This window comes from Sphingomonas sp. AX6 (assembly GCF_902506605.1).
Classification (GTDB): Bacteria; Pseudomonadota; Alphaproteobacteria; order Sphingomonadales; family Sphingomonadaceae; genus Sphingomonas.
In genome coordinates this window covers 1,482,304-1,506,422 of sequence record NZ_LR733979.1, presented here as the reverse complement: position 1 = coordinate 1,506,422, position 24,119 = coordinate 1,482,304, and the positions used below count along the sequence as shown (strand labels likewise).

General features: G+C 62.7%; 22 protein-coding genes. 7 read left to right on the top strand and 15 right to left on the bottom strand.

Annotated elements, in window-relative coordinates:
- Nucleotide 1 precedes the first annotated feature (1 nt).
- From ychF to ENHY17A_RS07220, 7 genes are all read right to left on the bottom strand, one after another.
- Nucleotides 2-1,102: a redox-regulated ATPase YchF gene (gene ychF / locus ENHY17A_RS07250; protein ID WP_159711430.1), complete on the bottom strand. Its 1,101-nt coding sequence runs from the start codon at nucleotides 1,100-1,102 to the stop codon at nucleotides 2-4.
- A 79-nt stretch (nucleotides 1,103-1,181) separates the two neighbouring features.
- Nucleotides 1,182-1,787 (bottom strand): TIGR02466 family protein, encoded by a 606-nt coding sequence (locus tag ENHY17A_RS07245; RefSeq protein ID WP_159711428.1) that lies wholly within the window; start codon nucleotides 1,785-1,787, stop codon nucleotides 1,182-1,184.
- Between the two features lie 55 nt (nucleotides 1,788-1,842).
- Complete coding sequence (locus ENHY17A_RS07240; protein ID WP_159711426.1) at nucleotides 1,843-2,295, bottom strand: hypothetical protein; 453 nt, start codon at nucleotides 2,293-2,295, stop codon at nucleotides 1,843-1,845.
- Between the two features lie 65 nt (nucleotides 2,296-2,360).
- Nucleotides 2,361-2,930 carry an aminoacyl-tRNA hydrolase gene (gene pth / locus ENHY17A_RS07235; RefSeq protein ID WP_159711424.1) on the bottom strand — a complete coding sequence of 190 codons (570 nt, stop codon included), beginning with the start codon at nucleotides 2,928-2,930 and terminating at the stop codon, nucleotides 2,361-2,363.
- Between the two features lie 201 nt (nucleotides 2,931-3,131).
- The gene (locus ENHY17A_RS07230; RefSeq protein ID WP_159711422.1) at nucleotides 3,132-3,821 is read right to left on the bottom strand and encodes a 50S ribosomal protein L25/general stress protein Ctc; all 690 of its coding nucleotides are present in this window, start codon (nucleotides 3,819-3,821) and stop codon (nucleotides 3,132-3,134) included.
- 407 nt (nucleotides 3,822-4,228) lie between these two features.
- The gene (locus ENHY17A_RS07225) at nucleotides 4,229-5,035 is read right to left on the bottom strand and encodes a LytR/AlgR family response regulator transcription factor (protein ID WP_159711420.1); all 807 of its coding nucleotides are present in this window, start codon (nucleotides 5,033-5,035) and stop codon (nucleotides 4,229-4,231) included.
- Entirely contained in the window at nucleotides 5,032-6,126 is a 1,095-nt protein-coding gene (locus tag ENHY17A_RS07220; protein ID WP_159711418.1) for a sensor histidine kinase, read from the bottom strand. The genes ENHY17A_RS07225 and ENHY17A_RS07220 overlap by 4 nt, the downstream gene beginning before the upstream one ends.
- A gap of 275 nt (nucleotides 6,127-6,401) precedes the next feature.
- On the opposite strand from ENHY17A_RS07220, the gene ENHY17A_RS07215 reads away from it, so the two are divergent.
- Entirely contained in the window at nucleotides 6,402-6,998 is a 597-nt protein-coding gene (locus tag ENHY17A_RS07215; RefSeq protein WP_159711416.1) for an HD domain-containing protein, read from the top strand.
- Nucleotides 6,999-7,082: 84 nt separating this feature from the next.
- Here the strand turns inward: ENHY17A_RS07215 and ENHY17A_RS07210 are convergent, their stop codons facing one another.
- From ENHY17A_RS07210 to ENHY17A_RS07200, 3 genes are all read right to left on the bottom strand, one after another.
- Nucleotides 7,083-9,572: a TonB-dependent receptor gene (locus tag ENHY17A_RS07210; RefSeq protein WP_159711414.1), complete on the bottom strand. Its 2,490-nt coding sequence runs from the start codon at nucleotides 9,570-9,572 to the stop codon at nucleotides 7,083-7,085.
- A 139-nt stretch (nucleotides 9,573-9,711) separates the two neighbouring features.
- Nucleotides 9,712-11,829: an NAD-dependent DNA ligase LigA gene (gene ligA / locus ENHY17A_RS07205; RefSeq protein ID WP_159711412.1), complete on the bottom strand. Its 2,118-nt coding sequence runs from the start codon at nucleotides 11,827-11,829 to the stop codon at nucleotides 9,712-9,714.
- 34 nt (nucleotides 11,830-11,863) lie between these two features.
- The gene (locus ENHY17A_RS07200) at nucleotides 11,864-13,945 is read right to left on the bottom strand and encodes a putative bifunctional diguanylate cyclase/phosphodiesterase (RefSeq protein ID WP_443018306.1); all 2,082 of its coding nucleotides are present in this window, start codon (nucleotides 13,943-13,945) and stop codon (nucleotides 11,864-11,866) included.
- A 149-nt stretch (nucleotides 13,946-14,094) separates the two neighbouring features.
- On the opposite strand from ENHY17A_RS07200, the gene ENHY17A_RS07195 reads away from it, so the two are divergent.
- Nucleotides 14,095-15,615, top strand: coding sequence for a fumarate hydratase (locus tag ENHY17A_RS07195; RefSeq protein ID WP_159711409.1), 1,521 nt, complete (start codon nucleotides 14,095-14,097; stop codon nucleotides 15,613-15,615).
- Between the two features lie 10 nt (nucleotides 15,616-15,625).
- Here the strand turns inward: ENHY17A_RS07195 and ENHY17A_RS07190 are convergent, their stop codons facing one another.
- From ENHY17A_RS07190 to ENHY17A_RS07175, 4 genes are read right to left on the bottom strand one after another with little or no spacing between them, the layout of a single operon-like run.
- Nucleotides 15,626-16,141 carry a hypothetical protein gene (locus ENHY17A_RS07190; protein WP_236547797.1) on the bottom strand — a complete coding sequence of 172 codons (516 nt, stop codon included), beginning with the start codon at nucleotides 16,139-16,141 and terminating at the stop codon, nucleotides 15,626-15,628.
- Nucleotides 16,138-16,632 carry a hypothetical protein gene (locus ENHY17A_RS07185; protein ID WP_159711405.1) on the bottom strand — a complete coding sequence of 165 codons (495 nt, stop codon included), beginning with the start codon at nucleotides 16,630-16,632 and terminating at the stop codon, nucleotides 16,138-16,140. The genes ENHY17A_RS07190 and ENHY17A_RS07185 overlap by 4 nt, the downstream gene beginning before the upstream one ends.
- Nucleotides 16,633-17,148 carry a hypothetical protein gene (locus tag ENHY17A_RS07180; RefSeq protein WP_159711403.1) on the bottom strand — a complete coding sequence of 172 codons (516 nt, stop codon included), beginning with the start codon at nucleotides 17,146-17,148 and terminating at the stop codon, nucleotides 16,633-16,635.
- Nucleotides 17,148-17,384 carry a helix-turn-helix transcriptional regulator gene (locus tag ENHY17A_RS07175; RefSeq protein ID WP_236547796.1) on the bottom strand — a complete coding sequence of 79 codons (237 nt, stop codon included), beginning with the start codon at nucleotides 17,382-17,384 and terminating at the stop codon, nucleotides 17,148-17,150. Before ENHY17A_RS07175 ends, ENHY17A_RS07180 begins: the two co-directional genes overlap by 1 nt.
- 102 nt (nucleotides 17,385-17,486) lie before the next feature.
- Between ENHY17A_RS07175 and ENHY17A_RS07170 the strand changes: the two genes are divergently transcribed.
- Nucleotides 17,487-17,987, top strand: coding sequence for a hypothetical protein (locus tag ENHY17A_RS07170; protein WP_159711401.1), 501 nt, complete (start codon nucleotides 17,487-17,489; stop codon nucleotides 17,985-17,987).
- 7 nt (nucleotides 17,988-17,994) lie between these two features.
- A complete protein-coding gene (locus ENHY17A_RS07165) occupies nucleotides 17,995-19,170 on the top strand; it encodes an MBL fold metallo-hydrolase (RefSeq protein WP_159711399.1) in 1,176 nt (391 codons plus the stop codon).
- A 137-nt stretch (nucleotides 19,171-19,307) separates the two neighbouring features.
- On the opposite strand, the gene ENHY17A_RS07160 is transcribed toward ENHY17A_RS07165, so the two are convergent.
- Nucleotides 19,308-19,862 carry a DUF3617 domain-containing protein gene (locus ENHY17A_RS07160; protein WP_159711397.1) on the bottom strand — a complete coding sequence of 185 codons (555 nt, stop codon included), beginning with the start codon at nucleotides 19,860-19,862 and terminating at the stop codon, nucleotides 19,308-19,310.
- A 67-nt stretch (nucleotides 19,863-19,929) separates the two neighbouring features.
- Here ENHY17A_RS07160 and uvrB point away from each other — a divergent pair, with 67 nt between their 5' ends.
- From uvrB to ENHY17A_RS07145, 3 genes are all read left to right on the top strand, one after another.
- Nucleotides 19,930-22,119 (top strand): excinuclease ABC subunit UvrB, encoded by a 2,190-nt coding sequence (gene uvrB, locus ENHY17A_RS07155; protein WP_159711395.1) that lies wholly within the window; start codon nucleotides 19,930-19,932, stop codon nucleotides 22,117-22,119.
- A gap of 64 nt (nucleotides 22,120-22,183) precedes the next feature.
- Nucleotides 22,184-23,314, top strand: a complete 1,131-nt coding sequence (locus ENHY17A_RS07150) for a sensor histidine kinase (RefSeq protein WP_159711393.1) — start codon at nucleotides 22,184-22,186, stop codon at nucleotides 23,312-23,314.
- Between the two features lie 90 nt (nucleotides 23,315-23,404).
- Entirely contained in the window at nucleotides 23,405-23,917 is a 513-nt protein-coding gene (locus ENHY17A_RS07145; RefSeq protein ID WP_201296355.1) for a hypothetical protein, read from the top strand.
- Nucleotides 23,918-24,119: the final 202 nt, after the last annotated feature.

Genomic DNA, 24,119 nt, shown 5'->3' with positions numbered 1-24,119 from the left:
TTCAGACGTTGAATTTGAAGTGGAGGACGTCGCCGTCCGCCACCACATATTCCTTGCCTTCTTGGCGCAGCTTGCCCGCATCGCGCGCCGGACTTTCCCCACCCAGCGACACGTAATCGTCATAGGCGATGGTTTCCGCGCGGATGAAGCCGCGTTCGAAATCGGTGTGGATTTCGCCAGCCGCCTGCGGGGCTTTCGATCCGACCTCGACCGTCCAGGCGCGCGCTTCCTTGGGGCCGACAGTGAAGAAGGTCAGCAGATGGAGCAGGCTGTATCCGGCGCGGATCACGCGGGCGAGGCCGGTTTCCTCCAGCCCCAGTTCGGCGAGAAATTCGGCGCGGTCTTCCGCCGGCATGGTCGCGATTTCGGATTCGATCGCGGCGGAGACGACGACGGCCTCGGCACCCTCTGCCTTGGCCTTTGCAAAGACGCGCGCGGACAATTCGTTGCCGTTCGCGGCATCTTCTTCGTTGACGTTGCAGACGTAGAGGACGGGCTTGGCGGTCAGCAGTTGCGCCTGCGCGAACAGCCGGGCTTCCTCGGCATCCTTTGGCTCGGTCAGACGGGCAGGCTTGCCTTCGCGCAACAGGTCGAGCGCCTGGCCCAACACGCTGGCGGCGACCTTGGCTTCCTTGTCGCCCTGCTGACCCTTCTTGATCAGGTTGGGGACACGTTTTTCGAGGCTTTCGAGATCGGAGAGCATCAGCTCGGTCTCGACCGTCTCCGCATCCGCGATCGGATCGACCTTGTTATCGACATGCTGGATGTCGTCATTTTCAAAACAGCGCAGGACGTGGACGACTGCGTCGACTTCGCGGATGTTGCCCAGGAACTGGTTGCCCAACCCTTCGCCCTTCGACGCACCGCGAACGAGGCCCGCGATGTCAACAAACCCAAGCTGCGTCTCTATGATCTTGGCCGAACCGGCGATTTCGGCCAGCTTGTACAGGCGCGGATCGGGGACCGCGACGTTTCCGACATTGGGCTCGATCGTGCAGAACGGATAATTCGCCGCCTGCGCCGCCGCGGTCTGCGTCAGCGCGTTGAAGAGCGTCGATTTGCCGACATTGGGAAGGCCGACGATGCCGCAGCGAAAGCCCATCTGGGTGTCCTGAATGCTTGGGGATTGGGAAGACCCGCTCCCCTAGGCGGCTTGGGCGGTCTTGCCAAGGCTGCGGGCATTACATCCGGTAGTTGAAGCTGATGCTCAACCGTTCGGATTTGGCGGCGTTGGGCATGACTTCGTGACGCAGCCAGCTTTCCCAGAGGAAGATCGTGCCCTCGACCGGTTCGGCATAGACGAAAGGGGCCAGGTCCGGCGGCGCGTCGGGCAGGCGCGTCGGTGCGGCCATCAGCATCGGCAGGCGCGGGTCTTCCAGTTTCAGCGCACCGGATCCCGGTGGGACCGCGATGTAGAGCGTGCCGGAGACGACGCTGTGTGGGTGGATATGCCCCGAATGGGTGCCGCCGGGTTTGAGGAGGTTGACCCACAGGCTGTCGAGCTTCAGCCGCTTACCGCCGAGATCGAACGCGCATTCCTTCGCAAAGGCGGCGACATGGCGGTCGAGATGGCGTTTGAGGTCGCCGAACCGCGGATCGCGGGTGGGGAGATCGTCGAGCGAGGCATAGCTGGTATAGCCGCGATAGCCGTGATCTTTCGACCATGCACGCCCGGCGCGATCGTCTTGCGAGAGTTCGCGGATGGCGTCGTCGAGTTCGTCGATCAGGTCGGCGTCGGAGAGCGGGGCTTCGTAAAAGCGGGTGGCGAATAGGCTGCGGGTGGGCATGGGTACGGTATTTGCAGAGGGGCGCGAGTGTGTCGAGCGATTGGGGCGTCTGCTTTCAACGTAGCTTTTCAGCCAACCGACGATCAGCGCGACGAGCGACGCTGAGCGGGTAGCTTTCTATGACATCGGCTTCTGCGATCGAATGAGCGGAAACGAAATAGACGACCCACTTATCGCCTGGATCGGGCTTCTTCGTGCCATCGTCGCAGGCCGGGCTTCCCCAGCCACGATCAAAAATCAGCAATTCTGGCGACTCATCGCCAACAATTAGCTCTGAAACTGACGCTGTGGCTCGCCAAGGCATGAGGCTATCTGGAAAGACACGGTTGACCTCTCGGACCATATCATTGGACAAATGGCGCGCCTCAATGATGCTGACTTGCGCTATCCGAATGTCGGGCTGACTGATGTAAATGTCCGAGATACGCTGTTCGGGGGAGCGGACCACCCGGCAAGCATTTGCGGCAGGTGCAATCATTCCCGCTACAACCAGCGCCAAAATTGCCATTCCGGTCCTGCTCATGCGCTTTTGCATAGCACGGGAATGAGAGCCTGCCAGCCTCCGAGTTCGGCTCAATCCTGCAGCCGCATCGCCACGTCGTTCATGAACCGCACGTCGTCGCCTTTGGCCAGCCAGTCGGCTTCGCCCGCGATCGCGCCCAGCAGGTCGGAGAGGGCGTCGATTTCGGTCTTGTGGTAATTGCCGAGCACATAGCCCGTTACCCGGTCCTTGTGCCCCGGATGGCCGATGCCGATGCGAACGCGGCGGAAATCGGGGCCGATATGCTGGTCCATGGAGCGCAGGCCGTTATGCCCGGCAGTGCCGCCGCCTTGTTTCACCTTCAGCTTCATGGGGATGAGGTCGAGTTCGTCGTGGAACGCGGTGACGTCGGCGGGGGTCAGTTTGTAGAAGCGCATCGCTTCCCCCACCGACTGGCCCGACTTGTTCATATAGGTGGCGGGTTTAAGCAGGATGATCTTGTCGTCGCCCAGCCGCCCCTCCTGGGTCCAGCCCTGAAATTGTTTGCGCGGGGGGGAGAAGTTGTGGACCGCCGCGATCGCGTCGAGCGCCATGAAGCCGACATTGTGCCGCTGCATCGCATGTTCGGGACCGGGATTGCCCAGGCCTACCCAGAGTTGCATCGGTTCGTTCTCCGTGACGGGCTGAGATAATCCCATCCCCTAGCCGTTTGTTTCGAGCGAAGTCGAGAAACGCACGCAAGCGTCCGGATCGCGTTTCTCGACTTCGCTCGAAACAAACGGGTTGGGGTGGCGAATAAAAAAGGGGCCGAAGCGTGTGGCTCCGACCCCCTTTCGATATCGCCGGGACGATAGCCGAGCGCGTTATTCGCCCTTGGCTTCCTCGCCCGCGTCTGCCGAAGCTTCCTCGTCCGACTGAGCGGTCGCGGGCACTTCGTCGGCAGCCGGAGCTTCCTCGGTCGTGTCGCCTTCCTGGCTCTTCATCGCCGACGGCGCGACCAGGGTTGCGATGGTGAAATCGCGGTCGGTGATCGCCGATTCGACGCCCTTGGGCAGGGTGACAGCCGAAATGTGGATCGAATCGCCGACTTCGTGACCGGTCAGATCGACTTCGATCTGCTCGGGGATGTCCGACGCATCGCACACCAGTTCCAGCTCGTGACGGACGACGTTCAGAACGCCACCCTTCTTGATGCCGGGGGCTGCGTCTTCATTGGTGAACACCACGGGCACCGCGACGGTGACCTTGGCATGTTCGGAAATGCGCAGGAAATCGACATGGACCGGGCGGTCGGTGACAACGTCGAAGGTCACGTCCTTGGGCAGGGTGCGGATCGCGGATTTCGCCGCGCCGTCGATCATGACGACCGAGTTCATGAAGTGACCGGTCATCAATGCCTTCATCAGCGCCTTCTCTTCGAGATGGATACTGACGGGTTCCTGCTTGTTGCCGTAGATTACGGCGGGGACGCGGCCATCACGACGAAGCGCGCGGGAGGCTCCCTTGCCAACCCGCTCGCGCGTCTCGGCCGACAGTTTAAGCTGTTCGCTCATTGTCGTTGCTCCGAAATTGCGCTTGAAAAGATTTCAATCGTTCACTGCCGCGCCCAGCCTCCAGGGATGACCCGGACACGACAAGCGCGCGCCTATAGGGGATCGGGGGGGCGGGGGCAAGGGTGGGGCGTTGCTTATCCCCATACCCCAACCGTTGGTGTCGAGTAGGGATCGAGCGAAGTCGAGAGCCCGTATCGAGACAGGGGTTCAGGGGGGTGGCCTCCCTCGATACGTCTTCTCGACAAGCTCGAAGGCTACTCGGGACGAACGGGGAGGGAAGGGAGAGAAACCACCCATGCCTCAATTCGTCGCCCCAGCGAAGGCTGGGGCCTCGTGTCGCATTGCGCGCGCTTGCGGCTTGAGATGCCAGCTTTCGCTGGCATGACGATTGTGATGGCGGGATCGTGTTAGTGCACGAACCGCGCCACCACATCCCGATAACTGCGCGATACCTTCACGCTGGCGCCCGAATCGAGCACCAGGAAGCATTCGCCATTGGTGTGCGGCTTCACCTGCTTGACCAGGTCGAGATTGACGATGGTGGAGCGATGCACGCGCTGGAAACGGCGCGGGTCGAGGCGTTTTTCGAGATCCTTCATCGTCTCGCGCAGGATCAGCGTGTTGTCGCCGGTATAGATGCACATGTAATCGCCCGCCGCATCGATGCGTTCGATCGAATCGACATCGACACGGAAGATCTGGCCGCGATCCTTGATGTTGATGAGCTTTTCGAAGCGATTGGCGGCGTGCTGGTCGTCGCCCGATGCCGCCGCCATGTCGCCTGCCGTCTCAGGTGCGACTTCGGCAAGCACTTCCTTCAGTTTCTCCACTTCGGCTTGGCCGCGCTTTTCGGTCATGCGCTGGCGGATGCGGTCGAGCGTGTCGGCGAGCCGCGATTCCTCCACCGGCTTCATCAGATAGTCGGCGGCTTGCGCCTCGAACGCGCGAATCGCATGGTCGGAATAGGCGGTGACGAAGACGAACAGTGGCGGTTCGACCTCCATCAGCCCCTGAACGACGGAAAAACCGTCGAATCCGGGCATCTGAATGTCCAGGAAAACCAGGTCGGGCTTGTGCGTCTTGATCGAACGGATCGCTTCTCGGCCGTTCGAGCATTTGTCGATGATCTCTACGTCCTCATGGGCGGCGAGCCGAAGCTCAAGTCCCTGGATCGCAAGGGGTTCGTCATCGACGAGAATAGTGCGGATGGTCATGCTGCCTCGCGTTTCGACTCTTCAATCTGGAGCGGAATCTCAATCTCAACGCGGAAACCACCCCCAGGGTTCGATCGCGTATCGATACGGTGATCAGGCCCGAAAGCCTGCATCAGCCGTTCCCTGATATTGGTAAGGCCCACTCCGGTTGAAAGGGTTGGACGCTTTTTCTGGCCGATCAACCCCGGACCGGTGTCCGATACGGTGATGTGCACCCGTTCCCCGGCGAGCCGCGCTTCGACCGCGATTTCGGCGCCTTCCTCCTGCGGAGTAACGGCGTATTTGATCGCGTTTTCGACGAGCGGCTGGAGGAGAAGCGAGGGCAGGCGCGCGCGCTCCACCCTGGGATCGACCTCGAACCGGGGACGCAGGCGATCGTCGAAGCGCATCTTTTCGATCTCTAGATAGAGTTTCAGCGTCTCGACCTCCTGCGCGACCGTCACATTGGCGGTCGGCTCGTTGGCGAGCGTGTAGCGAAGGAAGGACGACAGCCGGCTGAGCATCGCATTGGCCCGCTCGGTCTGCTTGAGCAGCACCAGCGTCGAGATCGAATTGAGCGTATTGAACAGGAAATGCGGATTGAGCTGATAGCGCAGCATCGCGAGTTGCGCCGACGACGCCTGGCTTTGCAGCGCTTCCAGCCGGTCGATCTGTTCCTCGACGATCAGGTAGAAGTTGATCCCGAAATAGAGCGCCGACCAGCCCGACAGCACCATGAAGCACAGGAAAACGGTGCCCAGCAGCAGGTTGAGCGTGATCCCCGGATCGGCGTTGCGGATCAGCGAGAAGACGAAGGCGTTGATGACTGCGAACAGGAATGTCGCGGCGGCCAGCGTCGCGATCGTCAGGAAAATGCCCGACCAGCGCGACAGACGGCGGTAATAGCCGTAGAGCGCCGACAGCAGCATCGTCAGGCAATAGCCGGTAATCGCCTCGATCGTGACCGCGATCAGCCCCTCGACGCTGAAATTGTTCGACACGCTGGAGGCGGTGCGCAGGACGAGATAGCCCGACCAGCCGATCGCCTGGAGCATCCAGAAGGCGCGTGCCTTGTCCTCGAAAAACGGGCGGGTGATCAGTCCGGGTCGCATCGTCGTCCTTCAATCCATGCGCGGTTCCCAACCACAAATCGGCTGACAGCGCCATAGAAAGGCGTCATCCTGCCCCTAACGTCCCTCCAACCCGTTGGTGTCGAGTAGGGTTCGAGCTTGTCGAGAACTCGTATCGAGACAGTCTGTCGTGTGGCGAACCTCCCTCGATACGCCTTCTCGACTTCGCTCGAAGGCTACTCGGGACGACCGGGAGGGGCCTGGTGGACGAGGTTGCGATGGCGGATACTCGCCACGAACGAGAAGGAGAGGATGGCATGGACCATCAGGATGGCGGCGACCGCGCGGGCTTTACCGCGATGGAGCATGGCACTCAGGAAGACTGGGCGATCATCGGCGGGCATTTCGGGCAATTCTCGCGCGGGCTGGCAGACCGGGTGCTGGCGCATCTGAAACTGCTCGACGGCGATTATGGAGGGTTTCCGGTCGACCGGCTGGAGCATAGCTTGCAGACCGCGACCCGCGCGCACCGCGATGGGCGCGGCGAGGACTATGTGGTCACCGCGCTGCTGCACGACATCGGCGATACGCTGGGCAGCTATAACCACCCCGAAATCGCCGCTGCGATCCTGCGGCCGTTCGTGACGGAGGAATTGCACTGGATCGCCGACAAGCACGGTATCTTTCAGGGCTATTATTTCTTCCACCATCTGGGGATGGACCGCGACCTGCGCGAAGGCCTTCGCGGCCATCCGCATTTCGAGGCGACGGCGGAATTCTGCCACCAGTACGATCAATCGGCGTTCGACCCGGCGTACGATAGCGCGCCGCTGTCCCTCTTCGAACCGATGGTCCAGCGCGTCTTCGCGCGCCCGATCAACAGCATCTATGCCAAGGCGACCGAAGCCGCTTGATCGGTCACCCGACCGACCGCCCAAAAGAAAACCGCCGCCCCATCGCTGGGACGGCGGATTCTTTGTTAATGCGTTCTGAGTGGCTTAGAAGCCGACCACGAACGAACCGACGATCGCGCGGGGCGGGCCGATGTTCACGAAGGTCGACGGGGTGGTGATGCCGCCCGATGCCGAACCGATATAGAGTTCGTCGAACAGGTTGGTGACGTTCAGCTGGAAATAGCTGCGTTCCAGGCCTGCACTCGCCAGCGAGTAGCGGACATCGATGTCGACGACCGTGAAGCCATCCAGTTCGACGGTGTTGATGTCGTTCAGGAAGCGCTTGCCGGTCCGCTTGACCTGGCCGCCCAGCTCGACCGGACCGAGCGTGCCCTGAAGACGCGCACCGAAGGTGTGCGAGGGGCTGCCGGCTTCGAACTTGCCTGCGGTCGGGAAGAAGGTCGGCACGCCGTTGACGACGCCTGCCTGAACGTCTTCCTGGATTTCCGACTTCAGGTACGAACCGAACACATAAGCGGTCAGCTCGGGAATCGGGGTTACCGAAACGCTGCCGTCGAAGCCATACTTCTTCACTTCGCCCAGGTTGCGCTGCGTCGAGCAATCGCAATCGGGGTCGTACGCGCTGGCAAGACGATTGTTGTAGACGGTCATGAAGCCGCCCACCTGAGCCTGAACGATGCCGCTCTGATAACGAACGCCAGCGTCGAAGCTGTCCGACAGTTCGGGATCAGGCTGCGCGGTGCCCGTGCTTTCGTCGAAGAACAGCGAGTTATAGAGCGCGTCGGTGCCTGGAACCGAGATGTTCTTGGCATAGCTGGCATAGACGCTCGCTTCGGGCGTGAAGCGATAGGTGAAGCCTACGTTCGGCAGCAGCTTGTCATACTGGTACTGGCGTTCTTGCGGTGCTGCAAAGCCAGGGTTGGCTGCAGCATAGGCCGCGACGTCGGCTTCGGCGACGCAATCGAGGAAACCGCCAGCCGAGGTGGTGAAGCAACGCTCGTCCAGATCACGCGTGAAGAACGGTGCCCCGAGGCCCAGATTGACGACAAGGTTGTCATCCAAGAACTCGCCGCGATACTCACCAGCGATCCGGTGTAGCGTGGCATAGGACAAGCGGTTGCGCTTCTGTACGACATTGCCGTTGCCGTCGGTCACCGGATCGTTGACCGGGAACACGTCGAACGGCTCGCCATTGCGGAACAGGAAGCCGACTTCACCGGTCTGACGGTGACGGGCACGATCCCAGGTGTACGATAGACGAACACGATTATTATCGTCGAGTTCGTAAGACAGGTTGGCGATGACGCCATAGCGACGGGTCTGGGTCTGGCTGGGTGCCAGCACCGTGACGCCGGTCAGGTTCGCGCTGGAGCAGCTTGCGCCGGTCGTGTTGCAGGTGTCGAGCCGGTCGGTGTCACCGTTTAGGTCGCGACCGAAATAATATTGACCGCCGATGAAGCCCAGATAATTGCGACCGCCGATGGTGCGGAACCCCTCGCGACCACGAACCGTGCCGCCGCCATTGGCTTTCACATACTGGAAGCTCGGGTCGACCGTAAGGGTCAGACCGTCGGTCAGCGTGAAGCGCGAGTTACCGCGAATGTTACCGGTGTTCGACGGATTGAAACGACGCTCGAACGGCGTGCCGCACAGGTTGGTCGAATCGACGACGCCGGTCTGAGGCGCATCGGTTTCGCACGGGAAGCCGCCCGCAATGGTGTAGAAACGATCTTCCGGACCATCAGCAAATGCCAGGTTGCTGGTCGGCGAACCGTTAAAGTTGTTGCGGTTCTCGTTGTAATGGCCCGACACCGCGATGAAATCGCCATTGGTGCCGATGTCCTGCCAGATGCGACCGTTATATTGCTGCTTTTCGTTCTTGCCGTAATTGGCAAAGGTCGCCTTGTTGGTGGCATAGGATGCCGAAACCCAAGCCTTGGTGCCGAAGCCGGTAAAGTCGCCGGTGTCGATCATGCCGAATACGCGGTGATAGGGACGGCTGCCGGGATCGCCGCGGGCGACGATGTCGCCATAGCTGGCGCTGAACAAAGCACCCATCTGGTCGGTCGGGATGCGCGAACGGATATTGATCGTGCCGCCGACGGCCGATGCGGTCGGGCTGTCGACGTCGGTTGAACCGAGTGCAACGGTCACCGAATCAAGCGTTTCGGGATCCTGCTGCTGGTTGGTGTAGAGCGCGTAATTGCCCGAATCGTTGAGCGGAATGCCGTCGACGGTCTGCGAAATGCGGTCGGCACCGAAGCCGCGGATGGTGAAGCTGCCGCCCTGCGAACCGAACGGATCGTTGTTGGTGAAGCTGACGCCCGGCACCAGGTTGATCATTTCGTTGACGGTCTGACCCGGCGTCTGACGAAGCATCAGTTCGCGGTCGACCTGGACCTTCGACTTGGGGCTGTCGGGAATGACGATACCGCCGACGTCGCGGTCGGCAGTGCCGGTGACGATGATGTCGGCACCTTCTTCAAAATCGAGCGAGCCGGTCGACTGTGCGAAGGCGGCGGCAGGCATGGTGAGCGCGGCAAATGCCACGCCAACGAAAAACTTTGTGCGCATGTTAGTCCCCTGATGGAGCGAATCAGCAGCGGTGTGTTTGGTTCACCGTCTGGCAGGCCCCTTGGGGTCGATTTATTTCGACTCTGTGACATCGGGCAAGGGGCTCACGGGCTTTGTCATGGTGCGTTGCAAAAACGCATCACCCCACAGAGGCCACGATTCGTCCCCATGCGGCTTCGTCGATCACTTCGATCCCCAGGCTTTGCGCCTTCTTCAGCTTCGATCCCGCACCCGGACCGGCGACCAGCAGGTCGGTTTTGGCCGATACCGATCCCGATACCTTGGCCCCCAGAGTTTCAGCCTGAACCTTTGCTTCATCGCGACTCATCGTCTCCAGCGTGCCGGTGAAGACCACGGTCTTGCCCGACACGGGCGAGTCGCGGGTTTCGTGGACCACGTCGGACGGCGCGACACCCGCTTGCTCCAAATGCGCCAGCGCGTCGCGATTATGCGCTTCGTCGAAGAAGTCGATCAGCGCGTTCGCGACTTCCGGGCCGATGCCGGGCGTTTCGATCGCCTCGACCACCGCCTTGTCGCGGCGCTGCCGAAACTTGCGCTCCGGTTCCGCCGGGGTAGGTTGAGCGGCGCTGCGGATCTCGCGCGCCTCGTCGATACGGGCGGTCAGATTCGCCCAGCTCGTATAGCGGCGGGCGAGGTCGCGCGCGGTGACTTCTCCGACATGGCGGATGCCCAGCCCGAACAGGAAGCGATCGAGTGGCGCGGTGCGCTTGGCGGCGATGGCGGCGATCAGATTGTCGGCGCTCACCTCTGCCCAGCGTTCGCGCTTGCGCAGGTCGTCGCGGGTGATGCGGAAGATGTCTGCGGGCTCCGCAATAAGCCCGTCGGCAACGAACGCCTCGATGTGCGTCGCGCCCAGCCCTTCGATGTCGAGCGCGTGGCGAGAGGCGAAATGCCGCAGTCGTTCGATGCGCTGGGCCGGGCAAATGAGCCCGCCGGCGCAGCGATAATCGACCTCGTCCTCTTCGCGCGTCGCTGCCGATCCGCAGGCCGGGCATTCGGTGGGAAAGACATAAGGCGCCCGCTTTTCGTCGCGCGTCAGATTTTCGACGATCTGGGGAATGACGTCGCCCGCGCGTTGCAGCACCACGCGGTCGCCGGGGCGCACGCCCAGCCGCTCGATCTCGTCGGCATTGTGGAGCGTCGCGTTGCTGACGATGACGCCGCCGACGCCGACCGGCTCCAGCCGCGCGACCGGGGTCAGCTTTCCGGTGCGCCCGACCTGAATGTCGATGCCAAGCAAAGTCGTCTGCGCTTTTTCCGCCGGAAATTTGTGCGCCAGCCCCCAGCGCGGCGCGCGCGCGACGAAGCCCAGTCGCTCCTGCCAGTCGAGCCGATCGACCTTATAGACGACGCCATCGATATCGTAGGGCAGGTCGGCCCGCTTCGCTTCGATCCGGCGGTAATGGGCAAGCGCCGGTTCGATCTGCTTGCACTGAACCAGCAACTCGCTGACCGGCAGACCGAATGCGGCGATCGCCTGCATCACGCCATATTGGGTGTCGGTGGGGAGCGCCGAGACCTCGCCCCAGCCATGCGCGAGGAATCGCAAGGGCCGCGCGGCGGTGACCCGCGCATCCTTTTGGCGCAGCGACCCGGCGGCGGCGTTGCGGGGGTTGGCGAAGATCTTGCCGCCGTTCGCGGCCTGACGCGCGTTCAAATCGGCGAAATCGGCTTTCGACATATAGACTTCGCCGCGCACCTCGAAGATGTCGGGCGCGTTGCCGGTCAGCGTCTGCGGGATATCGGCGATGTGGGCGACGTTGGCGGTGACATCCTCGCCGATTTGGCCGTCGCCGCGGGTGGCGGCCATGATGAGGCGGCCTTTTTCGTAGCGAAGCGAACAGGACAGGCCGTCGATCTTTGGCTCGGCGGTAAAGGCGACGCGCTCGTCAGGCCCCAGTTTGAGAAAGCGGCGGATGCGCACGACGAAATCGACGACTTCCTCGTCGCCGAACGCGTTTTCCAGGCTGAGCATCGGACGCGCGTGCTGAACTTTCGACAGCGGCGATGCGGCGACTGCTGCGCCGACCTGTGTGGAGGGCGAATCGCTGCGGATCAGATGCGGGAACGCGGCCTCGATCGCCTGATTGCGGCGGACCAGCACATCGTAATCACTATCCGAAATTTCCGGTGCATCGTCGGCGTGATAACGGCGGTTGTGGTGCGCAATCTCATGCGCCAGCCGTTCAAGCTCGGCGGCGGCATCTTCGTCGCTGGTGGGGATCGCTTGCGTCATGACCGGCAGCGGTAGAACCGGGCGCGGGGTGCGATCAACCCCGCTTTAGGATACGGCTCTGCTGTTGGGGAGCGAGGCGGTCGAGGTTGAAGGGCTGGTCGAAACCGATTCCGGCGAGTGCGCCGCGCGACCAGCGCACCGATGCGGCGAACATCTGACCTTCGATCAGTTCGATCCGCACGGGCATTCCGACCGCGCTTTCCGGAAACTCGATGCCGTCGATCAGCGCGCCTGCCGTGGACATGTTCCGGATACGGACCTCGCCTGTCTGATCGCCCACTTTCAGCATCGCGCGGCGCAGCATCTTCACGCGCGGCGGACGGCTGATGCGATAGCCTTCGGGTTGCGCGATGCCGTTATGCGCGTTCAGATGCGCCATGACTTCGTCGAACTTGCGTGGCTTTCCGTAAACATAGCCCTGAATATGCGTGCAGCCCAGGTCGCGGATCAGCTCGATTTCATCCTGAATCTCCACGCCTTCCGCGGTCGTTTCCATGCCGAGCGTGTCTGCCAGCGTCACGATCGCCTTGATGATCGCGGCGTTGCGATTGCCGGGGACGGCGGCACCCTTCACGAAGCTCTGGTCGATCTTGATCTTGTCGAACGGCGCATGGCGCAGATAACCGAGCGAGGAATAGCCGGTGCCGAAATCGTCGAGCGCCAAACGCACGCCGACACCCTTCAACGCCTTGAACATGGCTTCCGACGAGGAATCGTCGGTCAGAAATACGCCTTCGGTGATTTCGAGTTCGAGGCGATCGGGTGAGAGGCCCGACCGCGCGAGCGCATTTGTGACGATCGAGGGAAGCGCAGGGTTTACGAACTGGATGGGCGATACGTTCACCGCGACGCGGACGTCGTCGGGCCAGGTCGCGGCCTCGGCACAGGCAGTCCGCAACACCCATTCGCCGATCGATTCGATCAGCCCCGATTCCTCTGCAATCGGCACAAAGTCGCTCGGACTGATCGGGCCATGGACGGGGTGGTCCCAGCGGATCAGCGCTTCGTGGCCGACGATCCGCTGGGTGCGGATCGAAACCACGGGCTGATAGACGAGGTGCAACTGGTTTTGCGTGAGTGCGAGGCGGAGGTCGTCCTCCAGCCGCTTTCTGACCTGCGCACCCGCCAGCATTTCGGGTTTGTAGAAGCGATGGACGCCGCGTCCGTCGGCCTTCGCGACGTACAGCGCCAGATCGGCGTTGCGGATCAGGATTTCGGAAATCTCGCCATCGTCGGGTGCGACGGCGATGCCGATCGAACAGCCAATCGAAATCGACGATCCGGACAGGAAATAGGGTTGCGACAGTGCGTCGATAATCGTGCGCGATAGGGTGGAGAGGTCATCGCGGTGGCGACCATTGGGGATAACGACCTGAAACTCGTCGCCGCCCAGCCGCCCGACCAGTCCCATTTCGCCGACCGCGCGTTGCAGCCGCTGCGCCACTTGCTGCAGCAACAGGTCGCCGGTCTGGTGCCCTAGCGTGTCGTTCACCGCCTTGAACCGGTCCAAGTCGAGCAGAAACATCGCCGTCGATCGGTAAGAGGCACGGCCCTGCGCCAGCGTTTGGTCGAGCGACAGCCGCATCCGCTGGCGATTGGCCAGCCCGGTCAGGCCGTCGAACATCGCGAGCTTGGTGATTTCGGCTTCGGAACGGCGTTTCGCGGTCAGATCGCTGCCGTGGCCGACGAAGCCCTGAAAATGGCCGAGCGGATCGATCAGCGGCTTGCCGGAGATCGACCACCAGCGATCCTCGTCCCCCGATGCAAGCCGGATCGAATATTCGGCAAACGAAGTGCGCGACGACATGTGGAAGACGAGCGTGCGTTCGGTATCGGGCGAATCGCTGTCGATCTGAAAAATATCGGTCAGCACCTGGCCCAGCGGATCGATGCTCGCGCTGTCGCGAATTTCGCTGGCGACTTTGGCAGTCAGGTAAGTCAGGCGGCCGGCGCGGTCGGTCTGCCAGAACCAGCCCGACCCCATTTCCTCGAACTCGCGGACCAGCGACAATGCCTGCTGGCCGCGCGCAAAGGCTTCTTCGCGCGCCGAACGCTGATCGGAATCGCGCACGCTGCCGCGCCGATCGTTCAGACCGTTTCTGATTGCCTTCAGCATACCCGCCATCGCCGATGATTAGCAGCCAAGTGTTTGCCAAATCTTCAATGCGCCATAAAATTCAATGCGCCATAAAAATTGTCGGCGGTTTGGACAGCGGCGACACTGGGCGGTAGGGCCGTCGCGACACCAGCCAATCGAGCGAGCCCATGACCGTCACCATCCGCGAAGCCGACCTGATCGAAAGCGTCGCCGACGCGCTGCAATTCATCAGCTACTACCATCCGATGGATTACATCCGCGCGCTGGGCGAGGCGTATGAGGCGGAGCAATCGCCCGCCGCCAAGGACGCGATCGCGCAGATCCTGACCAACAGCCGGATGTGCGCGGAGGGGCATCGCCCGATCTGCCAGGATACGGGCATCGTCAATGTGTTCGTCAAATGGGGGCAGGAGTGTCGGCTGGAGTCCGACATGTCGCTTCAGGAAGTCGTCGATGAAGGCGTTCGTCGCGCGTATCTCCATCCTGAAAACAAGCTGCGTGCCTCGATCCTGGCGGACCCCGCCTTCACCCGCCGCAACACCCGCGACAACACGCCGTGCGTCCTGCACGTCGAAATGGTGACGGGCGCGACCGTATCGATCGACGTCGCGGCAAAGGGCGGCGGCAGCGAAAACAAGTCCAAGTTCAAGATGATGAACCCCAGCGACTCGATCGTCGACTGGGTACTGGAGATGATCCCCCAGATGGGCGCGGGGTGGTGTCCGCCGGGGATGCTGGGCATCGGCATCGGCGGCACGGCCGAGCATTGCGTGCTGCTCGCCAAAAAGTCGCTGATGGAACAAATCGACATGGGGCCGCTCAAGGCGCGGGGCGCGCAAAACGATCTGGAAGCATTGCGGATCGAGATTTTCGACAAGGTCAACGCGCTGGGGATCGGCGCGCAGGGGCTGGGCGGTCTTTCCACGATCCTGGACGTCAAGATTCTGGATGCACCGTGCCATGCAGCGGGCAAGCCCGTGGCGATGATCCCCAATTGCGCCGCCACGCGCCACGCGCATTTCACGCTCGACGGCTCCGGCCCGGTCTATCTGGAAGCGCCGAAGCTCGACGTGTGGCCCGACGTCAACTGGACGCCCGACAAGGCCGCGATCCGCGTCGATCTCGACACGCTGACTCCGGAAGTGGTGCAGAGCTGGAAACATGGTGACCGGCTGTTGCTCAACGGCAAGATGCTGACCGGACGCGACGCCGCGCATAAACGGATCGCCGACATGCTGGCCAAGGGCGAGACGCTGCCGGTCGAGTTCGCGGGCCGCGTCATCTATTATGTCGGGCCGGTCGATCCGGTGGGCGAGGAAGTGGTTGGCCCCGCCGGTCCCACCACCGCCACGCGCATGGACAAGTTTACGCGGATGATGCTGGAGCAGGGTCTGCTCGCGATGGTCGGCAAGGCTGAACGCGGCCCCGCCGCGACCGAGGCGATCCGCGACCACAAGAGCGCGTACCTGATGGCAGTGGGCGGTGCCGCCTATCTGGTCGCACGTGCCATCAAGGGATCGAAGGTCGTCGGGTTCGAGGATCTGGGGATGGAAGCGATCTACGAATTCGAGGTGCAGGACTTCCCCGTGACGGTCGCGGTCGATGCGGCGGGCGAAAACGTCCACCACCTCGCGCCGCTGGTGTGGCGGGAGAAGATCGCGAAGGAAGGGTTGTTGAAGGGGGCGTGAGCGCGGGGCGTCATTCCCCCTCGACCGGCCGCGTGCGCCAGCTCGTGTAAAGCGTCGGCAAGGTTGCCTGCATCGTCAGGATCGCGCCCGGCGACAGCAGCAACGCATGGACGATCCGGCGAGGCTCTTGCGTGCCCGGCGCAACGATCGCGGCGATGCCGATGAACGCCGCCATCGCGAACATTGTGCAGGCGGCGTAGGCGAACAGGAAAGCCCGCCGCCGCACGTCGCGGTCATATTCGTCGAGCGTCAGGCTGCCCCATGCCTTTACGGGTCCGAAGATGGGCATGAACGCGGAGCCAAGAAATCCGAACCACGCCACCAGCGGCCCCACGATTTGCGGGCGTTCGCCGAACAACATCATGCCGGCACCCGCAGAATACGCGACTAGCAAGAGGAGCGGTAGCCAGCGCAGATGGCGTCGCTGGCTGTCGTCCTGACGTTCGAATACTTCGAGCGCACTCGGAATGCCGGTCCAGCGCACGCTGTCGTCGAGCCGTTCGGGGATCGTCTTGCGGGTCATCATTCCTCTTCCTCAGCGCGCGGCGGAAAAGGGATCGTCAGTTCGGCGAAGAACACCGGCAACGATCCCGCGATCACCAGAAACGCCCATCCGAGCGCGTACCATTGTCGCGGACGCACCGGCATGGGCCAGCCTGCCGCGCTTGCCGCCCATAACCACGCGAACAGCGCGAGGAGCATGACTAGCACCACCGCGAAGGCGCGCTGGGTGGCATCGACCAGTGCCGCGCGCTCGAACTCGTCGAACGCCGCCAGCCCCTTCGCCCGTACCCAGGTGGTGCGCGCGAAGGGAGACTGGATGACCGACAGGATCAGCAGCAGCGACATCATGAACAGTGGTGACACCAGCCCATCCGGGCTTTCACTGTCGGTGAAAATCTCGATCGCAGGTGCAAGTGCTGCAGCGATGATGCCCAACCCCATCAATGCGGCAAGGTTGCGGCGACGCGGCATCCGGCGCGCGTTCGCGTCCCATTTGATAGGGTCGTAGGACATTTATGCGATTTCCTTTTCGTCGCCCGGAGGTGGCAGCGGAACCATGATTTCCGCGAACAGGATGGGCAGCGCGATTCCGATAGCGGTCATGCTGATCGCGATGCCCGCCCATTGTTCGATCGTCGCGGGCCCCGGCCAATCCAGCGCGGTTGTGGCCCATAGCCAGACGCACAGGGCGAGAATGAGTAGCATCAGGATGCGATACGCGCAGCGCGTGGCCATCAGCAGCGCGTTTCGTTCGAATTCGTCCAACTGCGCAAGGTCACGGCCAAACCACATCTCTCGAGCAAATGGAGATTGTTGCAGAGTCACCATCAGCGGCAAGAGAGACGAGACGAAGACCGGACTAAACCGAACTCCCTGGTCGATGGGCGAGAACAAAGCGATGGCGGGGATCGTCAGTGTCATCGCCATGCTTAGCCCGAGCGCCCAGTGCCAATGTTTGCGCCTAGGCATTCGGGCCACTTCGTTGGCGGCCCATCGGTTCATGTCGTAGCGGTTGGCGGGGTCAGCCATCAAACATCTCCTGCGCGGCGCAGCGCGTCTGCAACCGAGGGGAAGGGGGTGAAGGAAAAGACGAGCTCCACGGGGACGTCGAAGGCGGCGGCAATCTTCATGCCCAACTCCAGGCTGGGCGCGTAGTCGCCGCGTTCCAGATAGCCGATCGTTTGCGGATTGACGCCGACCGCATCCGCCAATTCTCTGCGGGAGAGACCGCGTTCTGCGCGGAACAGGGCGATGCGGTTGTGCAAGTGGTGAGTGCTTTGTCCAGATGATTCGTTGTTTATACACAACATATCGCGTTCAAGTGCAAGAGGCTTTGACGTTGCGGGACGAGCCGGGCAAAGGGGGGCATGGCTGCCATCCGCCTTCATTCGCCCTATCCGCCGGTCGCGCTTGCTGAGCGGTTGAAGGCCGCACTGCCGCCGACGATGACCAGCGGCGCGCCCGAACAGGTGACGGGCTATGGGACGGAAGCGCGGATGACGCTCTGGTCGCACCGGCCCAATTTCGCCAACAGCTTCAAATCGGTGCTGTCGGCATCGATCGAGGTGCAAGGCGGAGGATCGGTAATTGCCGGGCGGTTGGGGCCGCATGTGGTGACGCAGATGTTCCTGTGGTTCTGGATGGGGCTGGTGGCGATGTTCGGGCTGGGCGGGTTGCCGATCTTTATCTTCGCGCGACTGCCATTGGTGATGGCGCTGCCGATGCTCGCCATTCCGGTGGCGATGCTGGCGATGGCGGGTGCGATCTGGTGGATCGGCAGGCGGTCGGCGCGCACGGACGAGGCGCGCATTCTCGATTTTCTGGCGCGGACGGTGGATGCGCGCCCGATCGACGATGCGGAGCGTTAGGGCGGGGATGATACGCGCACTGAAATGGGCTGGGACGGTGCTGCTGTGGTTGGTGGTCGCGCTATGCCTGGCGGTGACGATCGTGCCGCGTTTTCTGGACCGAATTTATTATCGGGGCGTGGTCACCGATCATTTCGACGGCGCGCGGTTCTTCAATCCCGACGATGCAGGGGACGACAATCGACTGCCGGGCGGTCGCAGTCGCGGCAGCTTCATCTGGGGGCAGGCGACCGGTCAGGATGGGCGACCCGAATGGCCGACCAGCGTTGCGGTCGCGCAGTCGAAGCCACCCGCGCGGGTGATGGGCGACGACATGCTGGTCACCTGGATTGGTCATGCGACGGTGTTGGTGCAGGCGGGCGGGATCAACATCCTGACCGACCCGATCTATGCCGAGCGCGCCGGGCCGTTCGGCATTTTCGGGCCGCAGCGCGTGACGCGCCCCGGCGTCGCGTTCGACGATCTGCCGAAGATCGACCTCGTGCTCGTCAGCCACAATCATTACGACCATCTCGACAAGCCTACATTGAAGCGACTGTGGGAGCGGGACCGACCGCGCGTCGTAACCTCGCTTGGCAATGACAGCGTAATCGCGCAGGCCGGGGTACCATCGGTCGCGGTCGATTGGGGCGGACGGGTGCCGGTTGCGCCAGGCATCGATGTGGTCGTCAATCGCAACCATCATTGGGGTAGCCGCTGGTTCGCCGATCGCAACCGGGCGTTGTGGTCGAGCTTCGTCGTGACGCTGCCCGGCGGCAACCTGTTTTTCGCAGGCGATACCGGCGCGGGGGATTACCGATGGGCCGATGAGGCGCGGAGCTACGGCCCCGTGCGGCTGGCGCTGATGCCGATCGGTGCGTTCCGCTTCGTGCCCGGACAGATGGGGACGGCGACGCATATCGGGCCGATCGATGCGGTCGAATTGTTCCGGAGGATGGGCGCGAGCCGCGGGATCGGCATCCATTGGGGCACGTATCGGCTGTCTTCGGAGGCTTACGATACGCCGCCGCGGTTGCTGGATGCGGTGACGGCCTGTGCGGGATTGCCGCGGTCGATTGATACCGTGGCAATCGGGGTAGCCGCTCGCATTGCGGTGGCGGGGGACCAGAGTATTGCGCCGCCGACGGATCGCGCGGCGTTGATGGCGTGTCTCGATACCGATGCCGTGCGGGCGATGCGGTAAGCCCCTCGATCTGTCCTCCTGCCCCGCTCGTTTCGAGCGAAGTCGAGAAACGGTCGCCAGCGCTTAAGCCACGTTTCTCGACTTCGCTCGAAACAAGCGGGGGTGCGTGGTTGCGGTGAAGTCGCCTTAATGCTGCCTCACGCCTTGCACTCACCCGTTCGCTTGGCGCTGACCTTCATGGTCATGGTGCTGTTCTCACCCGGCGCGGTGCCTCCCGCGCGGGTCAGGGTTGATGTGACGTCATAGCTGTCGGGCGAATAGCTGCCCTTTTGCGTCATCGCCAGCGTGCCGGGGCCATCGGGCGCCGCACAGGTCATTTCCGCATCGATCTGGCCGCCCTTCATGCGGAAATGCGCGAAACGGCAGCTGTTGTTCGGATCGACATCCTGCGGGACCATCGCCTTTTTCGCGTCCTCCTCGGTCAGGCACTGGCTTTCGGTACGCGCCTGACCGATTTGCTGTTTCAGCATTTCTGTCATCGGCGAATCAGCGGGCACGCCTTCGACGTTCAGCGACACGAGTTGAGAGGTGACATCCCATTGGCCGGGGCGCTGCTGCTGAACCTTGACCGCTTCGGCAGCGACCTCGGCCATGCTGGCGTTGGACAGATCGACACTGGGTTCGCCGATTCCCAGGCTGTCACAACCGGCAAGCACGAACAGGGGGAGGGCCAGGACAAGCGCGCGGGTCATCGAGTGTTCCTTAGATGTTTCATTCGCGCGTTGCGCGTGCGCAGCGACCTTCCCATATTCGGCAGCGATGGCAATCCAGATTCGCACCACGCTCGACGAACCGGAAACCGGGCAGAGCTTCATTCCGCATCGCCCCGCGCGGCCCGAGAAGGTCGAGGGGGGCAAGGCGTTCACGCTGGTCAGCGACTATACCCCCGCCGGCGACCAGCCGGTGGCGATCGAGGAATTGGTGTCCGCGGTGAATGCGGGCGACAAGGATCAGGTGCTGCTGGGCGTCACCGGCTCGGGCAAGACCTTTACGATGGCCAAGGTGATCGAGGCGGTTCAGCGACCCGCCTTGGTCCTCGCGCCCAACAAGATCCTTGCCGCGCAGCTCTACGGCGAATTCAAGTCGTTCTTCCCCGACAATGCGGTCGAATTCTTCGTCAGCTATTACGACTATTATCAGCCCGAAGCCTATGTGCCGCGGTCGGACACGTACATCGAGAAAGAAAGCTCGGTAAACGAGTCGATCGATCGGATGCGGCATTCCGCCACAAGGTCGCTGCTCGAACGCGACGATGTCATCATCATCGCGTCGGTGTCATGCCTTTACGGCATCGGGTCGGTCGAAACTTACTCAGCGATGATCTTCGATTTGAAGAAGGGCCAGACCCACGACCAGCGTGAGATCGTGCGCAAGCTGGTCGCGCTGCAGTACAAGCGCAACGATGCGGCGTTCCAGCGCGGCAATTTCCGGGTGAAGGGCGACACGCTCGAAATCTTCCCTTCGCATTACGAGGACAGCGCGTGGCGCGTGTCCTTCTTCGGGGATGAGATCGAGGAGATCGTCGAATTCGATCCGCTGACGGGGAAGAAGGTCGCCTCGCTGGCATCGGTCCGCATCTACGCCAATAGTCACTACGTCACACCCGGACCGACGCTGAAACAGGCGACGCACGCGATCAAGCACGAGCTGGACGAGCGGCTGAAGGAACTGATCGTCGAAGGCAAGTTGCTTGAGGCGCAGCGGCTGGAACAGCGCACCAATTTCGATCTGGAGATGATCCAGGCGACGGGAAGCTGTGCGGGGATCGAGAATTATTCACGCTTTTTGACCGGGCGTCTGCCCGGCGAGCCGCCGCCCACCTTGTTCGAATATCTGCCCGAAAATGCTTTGTTGTTCGTCGATGAAAGCCACCAGACGGTGGGCCAGATCAACGGCATGTCGCGCGGGGATCACCGGCGAAAGATCACGCTGGCCGAATATGGATTTCGCTTGCCGTCCGCGATCGACAACCGGCCGCTGCGTTTCAACGAATGGGACGCGATGCGCCCGCAGACTACCTATGTCTCGGCGACGCCGGGCGGGTGGGAGATGGAGCAGACCGGCGGCGTGTTCGTCGAACAGGTGATCCGCCCCACCGGCCTGATCGACCCGCCGGTCGAGATCAAGCCGGTCGAGGAACAGGTCCAGGACCTGATCGTCGAAGTCGGCAAGACCACGGCGCTCGGCTATCGCTCGCTCGTCACCACGTTGACCAAGCGCATGGCCGAGGATCTGACCGAATATATGCACGAAGCGGGGATCAAGGTCCGCTACATGCATAGTGACGTCGAGACGCTGGAGCGGATCGAGCTGATCCGCGACCTGCGCATGGGCGTGTACGACGTGCTGATCGGCATCAACCTGCTGCGCGAAGGGCTCGACATTCCCGAATGCGGGCTGGTCGCGATTCTGGACGCGGACAAGGAAGGGTTCTTGCGTTCGGAAACCTCGCTGATCCAGACGATCGGCCGCGCCGCGCGCAACGTCGATGGGCGAGTCATACTTTACGCCGACCGCATCACCGGCAGCATGGAACGCGCGCTCAACGAGACGGGGCGCAGACGTGAAAAACAGCACGCCTATAACCTGGCGAACGGCATCACCCCGCAGACGATCCGCCGCAACATCGGCGACATTATCGCCGACGTCGCATCGAAAGATCAGGTGACGGTGCCGCTGGACGACGATCGCCTGCACATGGTCGGCCACAATCTGCGCGCCTATATCGAGGAACTCGAAAAGAAGATGCGCAAGGCCGCGTCCGACCTGGAATTCGAGGAAGCCGGCCGCCTCCGCGACGAAATCCGCTCGTTGGAGCAGGAAGAACTGGGCTTGCCGCCCGGCGAACACAAGGCGCCGGTGATCGGCCGCTCCAACGAGGGCAAGCCCGGCACGCGCAAAACGCGCTACGGAAAGACCCAGCGGAAATTTGGCGGCGGCTCGCGATAGTGTTGTCGCCCATATCCTTGAGCGGGATAGCCAAATCGCGAAAGCCGGTGTAGCGCGCGAGTGTATGGCTGCGGACAAGTTCAACCCTACCCTAACACCGGCATCGGCGCTCCCTCCGGAAAGCGAAACCGCGCGTGCGCTCGCGATCGTCGATCATGGGCTGAACGATTGGGACGGGGGCGGGCGGTTCGACGATGTCGTTGCGCTGTTGTCAAAGATTTGCGACGCACCGATCGTGCTGGTAAGCCTGGTCGAGGAAGAGGAGCAACGCTTTCTCGGACGGATCGGGCTGGGGGTGGAGGCGACGCCGCGATCGACGTCGTTCTGCGCGCACGCGATGCGGATGCCTGACATCATGGTCGTCTCCGATGCGACGCTCGACCCGCGTTTTGCCGATAATCCTTTGGTCACCGGCGAACCCGGTATCCGTTTCTATGCCGGCGCGCCGCTGGTGACCGCCGCGGGCATTCCGCTGGGAGCGCTGTGCGTGATCGACCGGGTGCCGCGCGCGGGGCTGACGCCGATCCAGGCGGAAACGATGCGCGTGCTCGCGTCCAACGTCATGACGATCATCGAGGCGCGGCGTGATGCCGATGCGCGCGACGTGATCGCCAACGAACTGGCGCACCGGATCAAGAATCTGTTCGCGCTGTTCCAGAGCCTGATCCATTTCTCTGCAAGCCAGCCAGATGGCACGGGCGGTCATCAGGATCTGGTCGATCGCACCGCCGCCTTGGCGCGCGCGCATGGTTTGATCACCGATACCGACCGGCCGTCGTCGTCGGGCGTAACCGGCCTCCACGCGCTGTTCGACACGTTGCTGGCCCCCTATCGCCATGCGGTGGCATTGCGGCACCGGATCGGCGGGGAAGACGTGTCGGTGGGCGCGCACTTGATCACGCCGATGTCGCTGGTGTTCCACGAACTCGCCACCAACGCCGCCAAATACGGCGCGCTGTCCCAAGTGGAAGGCAGCATCGAAATCGAGGTCGCGCGTGAAGCCGATGCCTGGTCGATCGAATGGCGCGAACGTGGCGGGGCGCTGACCGATGGAGCGGAGCCGACGCATAGCGGCTTCGGATCGCGCATGGTCGATACCGTGGTCCGGCGTCAGCTGGGCGGGGCAATGACACGGCGCTGGGATGCGCAGGGGCTGATCGTGCGGCTAGAGCTGCCGCACGCGACCTTTGGCTGAAGGGGGCGGTGGTCGCGTCCGCGCGTCTTTCGGTCGCGCAGGCTTGATCGCGGCTTGAGCCCGCGCGGCGCATCGGCCATGCTGGTTCCCATGCGTTTCAGTCTTTCTCCGCTCGTCGCCATTGCGCCCCTGGTTCTGCTTGCCGCCTGCGTGCGTCCGTCCGAACCACCCCCGCCTCCCGAACCGAGCCCCGCGCCTGCTCCCGCCCCGGCACCGGTGCCCGCGCCGCCGCCCGCGCCCAACTGGGCCGACCGCACGGCGACGCCCGGCAACTGGCGTTATGCGCGCGAAGGTGGCGGCAGCGTTGCGCGCTTCGGCACGCAATTTGCGATGCGCTGTACGGGCGGTAATCAGATCGCGCTCGAACGGGCGGGAAGTTCGAACGCGAATGCGATGACGATCCGAACGACCAGTGCAACGCGTGCGCTGCCTGCGCGCGCTCAGGGCGGGAACGTCGTCGCGCTGCTGCCCGCGCGCGACAATTTGCTCGACGCGATCGGATTCAGCCGTGGGCGTTTCGCGGTCGAGGTCGCAGGCACGCCGGGCCTGATCCTGCCGACCTGGGCCGAGGTGCAACGCGTCGTGGAGGATTGTCGGCGCTGATGCGGCGGATGCCGATCGTTCAGCCCAGACCGATGAAGGTCGTATAATTCGCGACGTAAAACAAGACTTGTTCTGCACGCCGGTTTGATTCACCTTCTACCCGTGCTCAAGCACATTAGCTTCAACTAGCGAAAGGAGGTGATCCGATGTCTCATGGTTCAGCAATGGGGTCGGTTCAGTTCGTTCGGGAGACGCGCCGCTA

Excerpts from the sequence above, each read along its gene's own strand:
- ychF (WP_159711430.1), bottom strand. The coding sequence starts at position 1,102 with ATGGGCTTTCGCTGCGGCATCGTCGGCCTTCCCAATGTCGGCAAATCG.
- ENHY17A_RS07245 (WP_159711428.1), bottom strand. The coding sequence starts at position 1,787 with ATGCCCACCCGCAGCCTATTCGCCACCCGCTTTTACGAAGCCCCGCTC.
- ENHY17A_RS07240 (WP_159711426.1), bottom strand. The coding sequence starts at position 2,295 with ATGGCAATTTTGGCGCTGGTTGTAGCGGGAATGATTGCACCTGCCGCA.
- pth (WP_159711424.1), bottom strand. The coding sequence starts at position 2,930 with ATGCAACTCTGGGTAGGCCTGGGCAATCCCGGTCCCGAACATGCGATG.
- ENHY17A_RS07230 (WP_159711422.1), bottom strand. The coding sequence starts at position 3,821 with ATGAGCGAACAGCTTAAACTGTCGGCCGAGACGCGCGAGCGGGTTGGC.
- ENHY17A_RS07225 (WP_159711420.1), bottom strand. The coding sequence starts at position 5,035 with ATGACCATCCGCACTATTCTCGTCGATGACGAACCCCTTGCGATCCAG.
- ENHY17A_RS07220 (WP_159711418.1), bottom strand. The coding sequence starts at position 6,126 with ATGCGACCCGGACTGATCACCCGCCCGTTTTTCGAGGACAAGGCACGC.
- ENHY17A_RS07215 (WP_159711416.1), top strand. The coding sequence starts at position 6,402 with ATGGACCATCAGGATGGCGGCGACCGCGCGGGCTTTACCGCGATGGAG.
- ENHY17A_RS07210 (WP_159711414.1), bottom strand. The coding sequence starts at position 9,572 with ATGCGCACAAAGTTTTTCGTTGGCGTGGCATTTGCCGCGCTCACCATG.
- ligA (WP_159711412.1), bottom strand. The coding sequence starts at position 11,829 with ATGACGCAAGCGATCCCCACCAGCGACGAAGATGCCGCCGCCGAGCTT.
- ENHY17A_RS07200 (WP_443018306.1), bottom strand. The coding sequence starts at position 13,945 with ATGCTGAAGGCAATCAGAAACGGTCTGAACGATCGGCGCGGCAGCGTG.
- ENHY17A_RS07195 (WP_159711409.1), top strand. The coding sequence starts at position 14,095 with ATGACCGTCACCATCCGCGAAGCCGACCTGATCGAAAGCGTCGCCGAC.
- ENHY17A_RS07190 (WP_236547797.1), bottom strand. The coding sequence starts at position 16,141 with ATGATGACCCGCAAGACGATCCCCGAACGGCTCGACGACAGCGTGCGC.
- ENHY17A_RS07185 (WP_159711405.1), bottom strand. The coding sequence starts at position 16,632 with ATGTCCTACGACCCTATCAAATGGGACGCGAACGCGCGCCGGATGCCG.
- ENHY17A_RS07180 (WP_159711403.1), bottom strand. The coding sequence starts at position 17,148 with ATGGCTGACCCCGCCAACCGCTACGACATGAACCGATGGGCCGCCAAC.
- ENHY17A_RS07170 (WP_159711401.1), top strand. The coding sequence starts at position 17,487 with ATGGCTGCCATCCGCCTTCATTCGCCCTATCCGCCGGTCGCGCTTGCT.
- ENHY17A_RS07165 (WP_159711399.1), top strand. The coding sequence starts at position 17,995 with ATGATACGCGCACTGAAATGGGCTGGGACGGTGCTGCTGTGGTTGGTG.
- ENHY17A_RS07160 (WP_159711397.1), bottom strand. The coding sequence starts at position 19,862 with ATGACCCGCGCGCTTGTCCTGGCCCTCCCCCTGTTCGTGCTTGCCGGT.
- uvrB (WP_159711395.1), top strand. The coding sequence starts at position 19,930 with ATGGCAATCCAGATTCGCACCACGCTCGACGAACCGGAAACCGGGCAG.
- ENHY17A_RS07150 (WP_159711393.1), top strand. The coding sequence starts at position 22,184 with ATGGCTGCGGACAAGTTCAACCCTACCCTAACACCGGCATCGGCGCTC.
- ENHY17A_RS07145 (WP_201296355.1), top strand. The coding sequence starts at position 23,405 with ATGCGTTTCAGTCTTTCTCCGCTCGTCGCCATTGCGCCCCTGGTTCTG.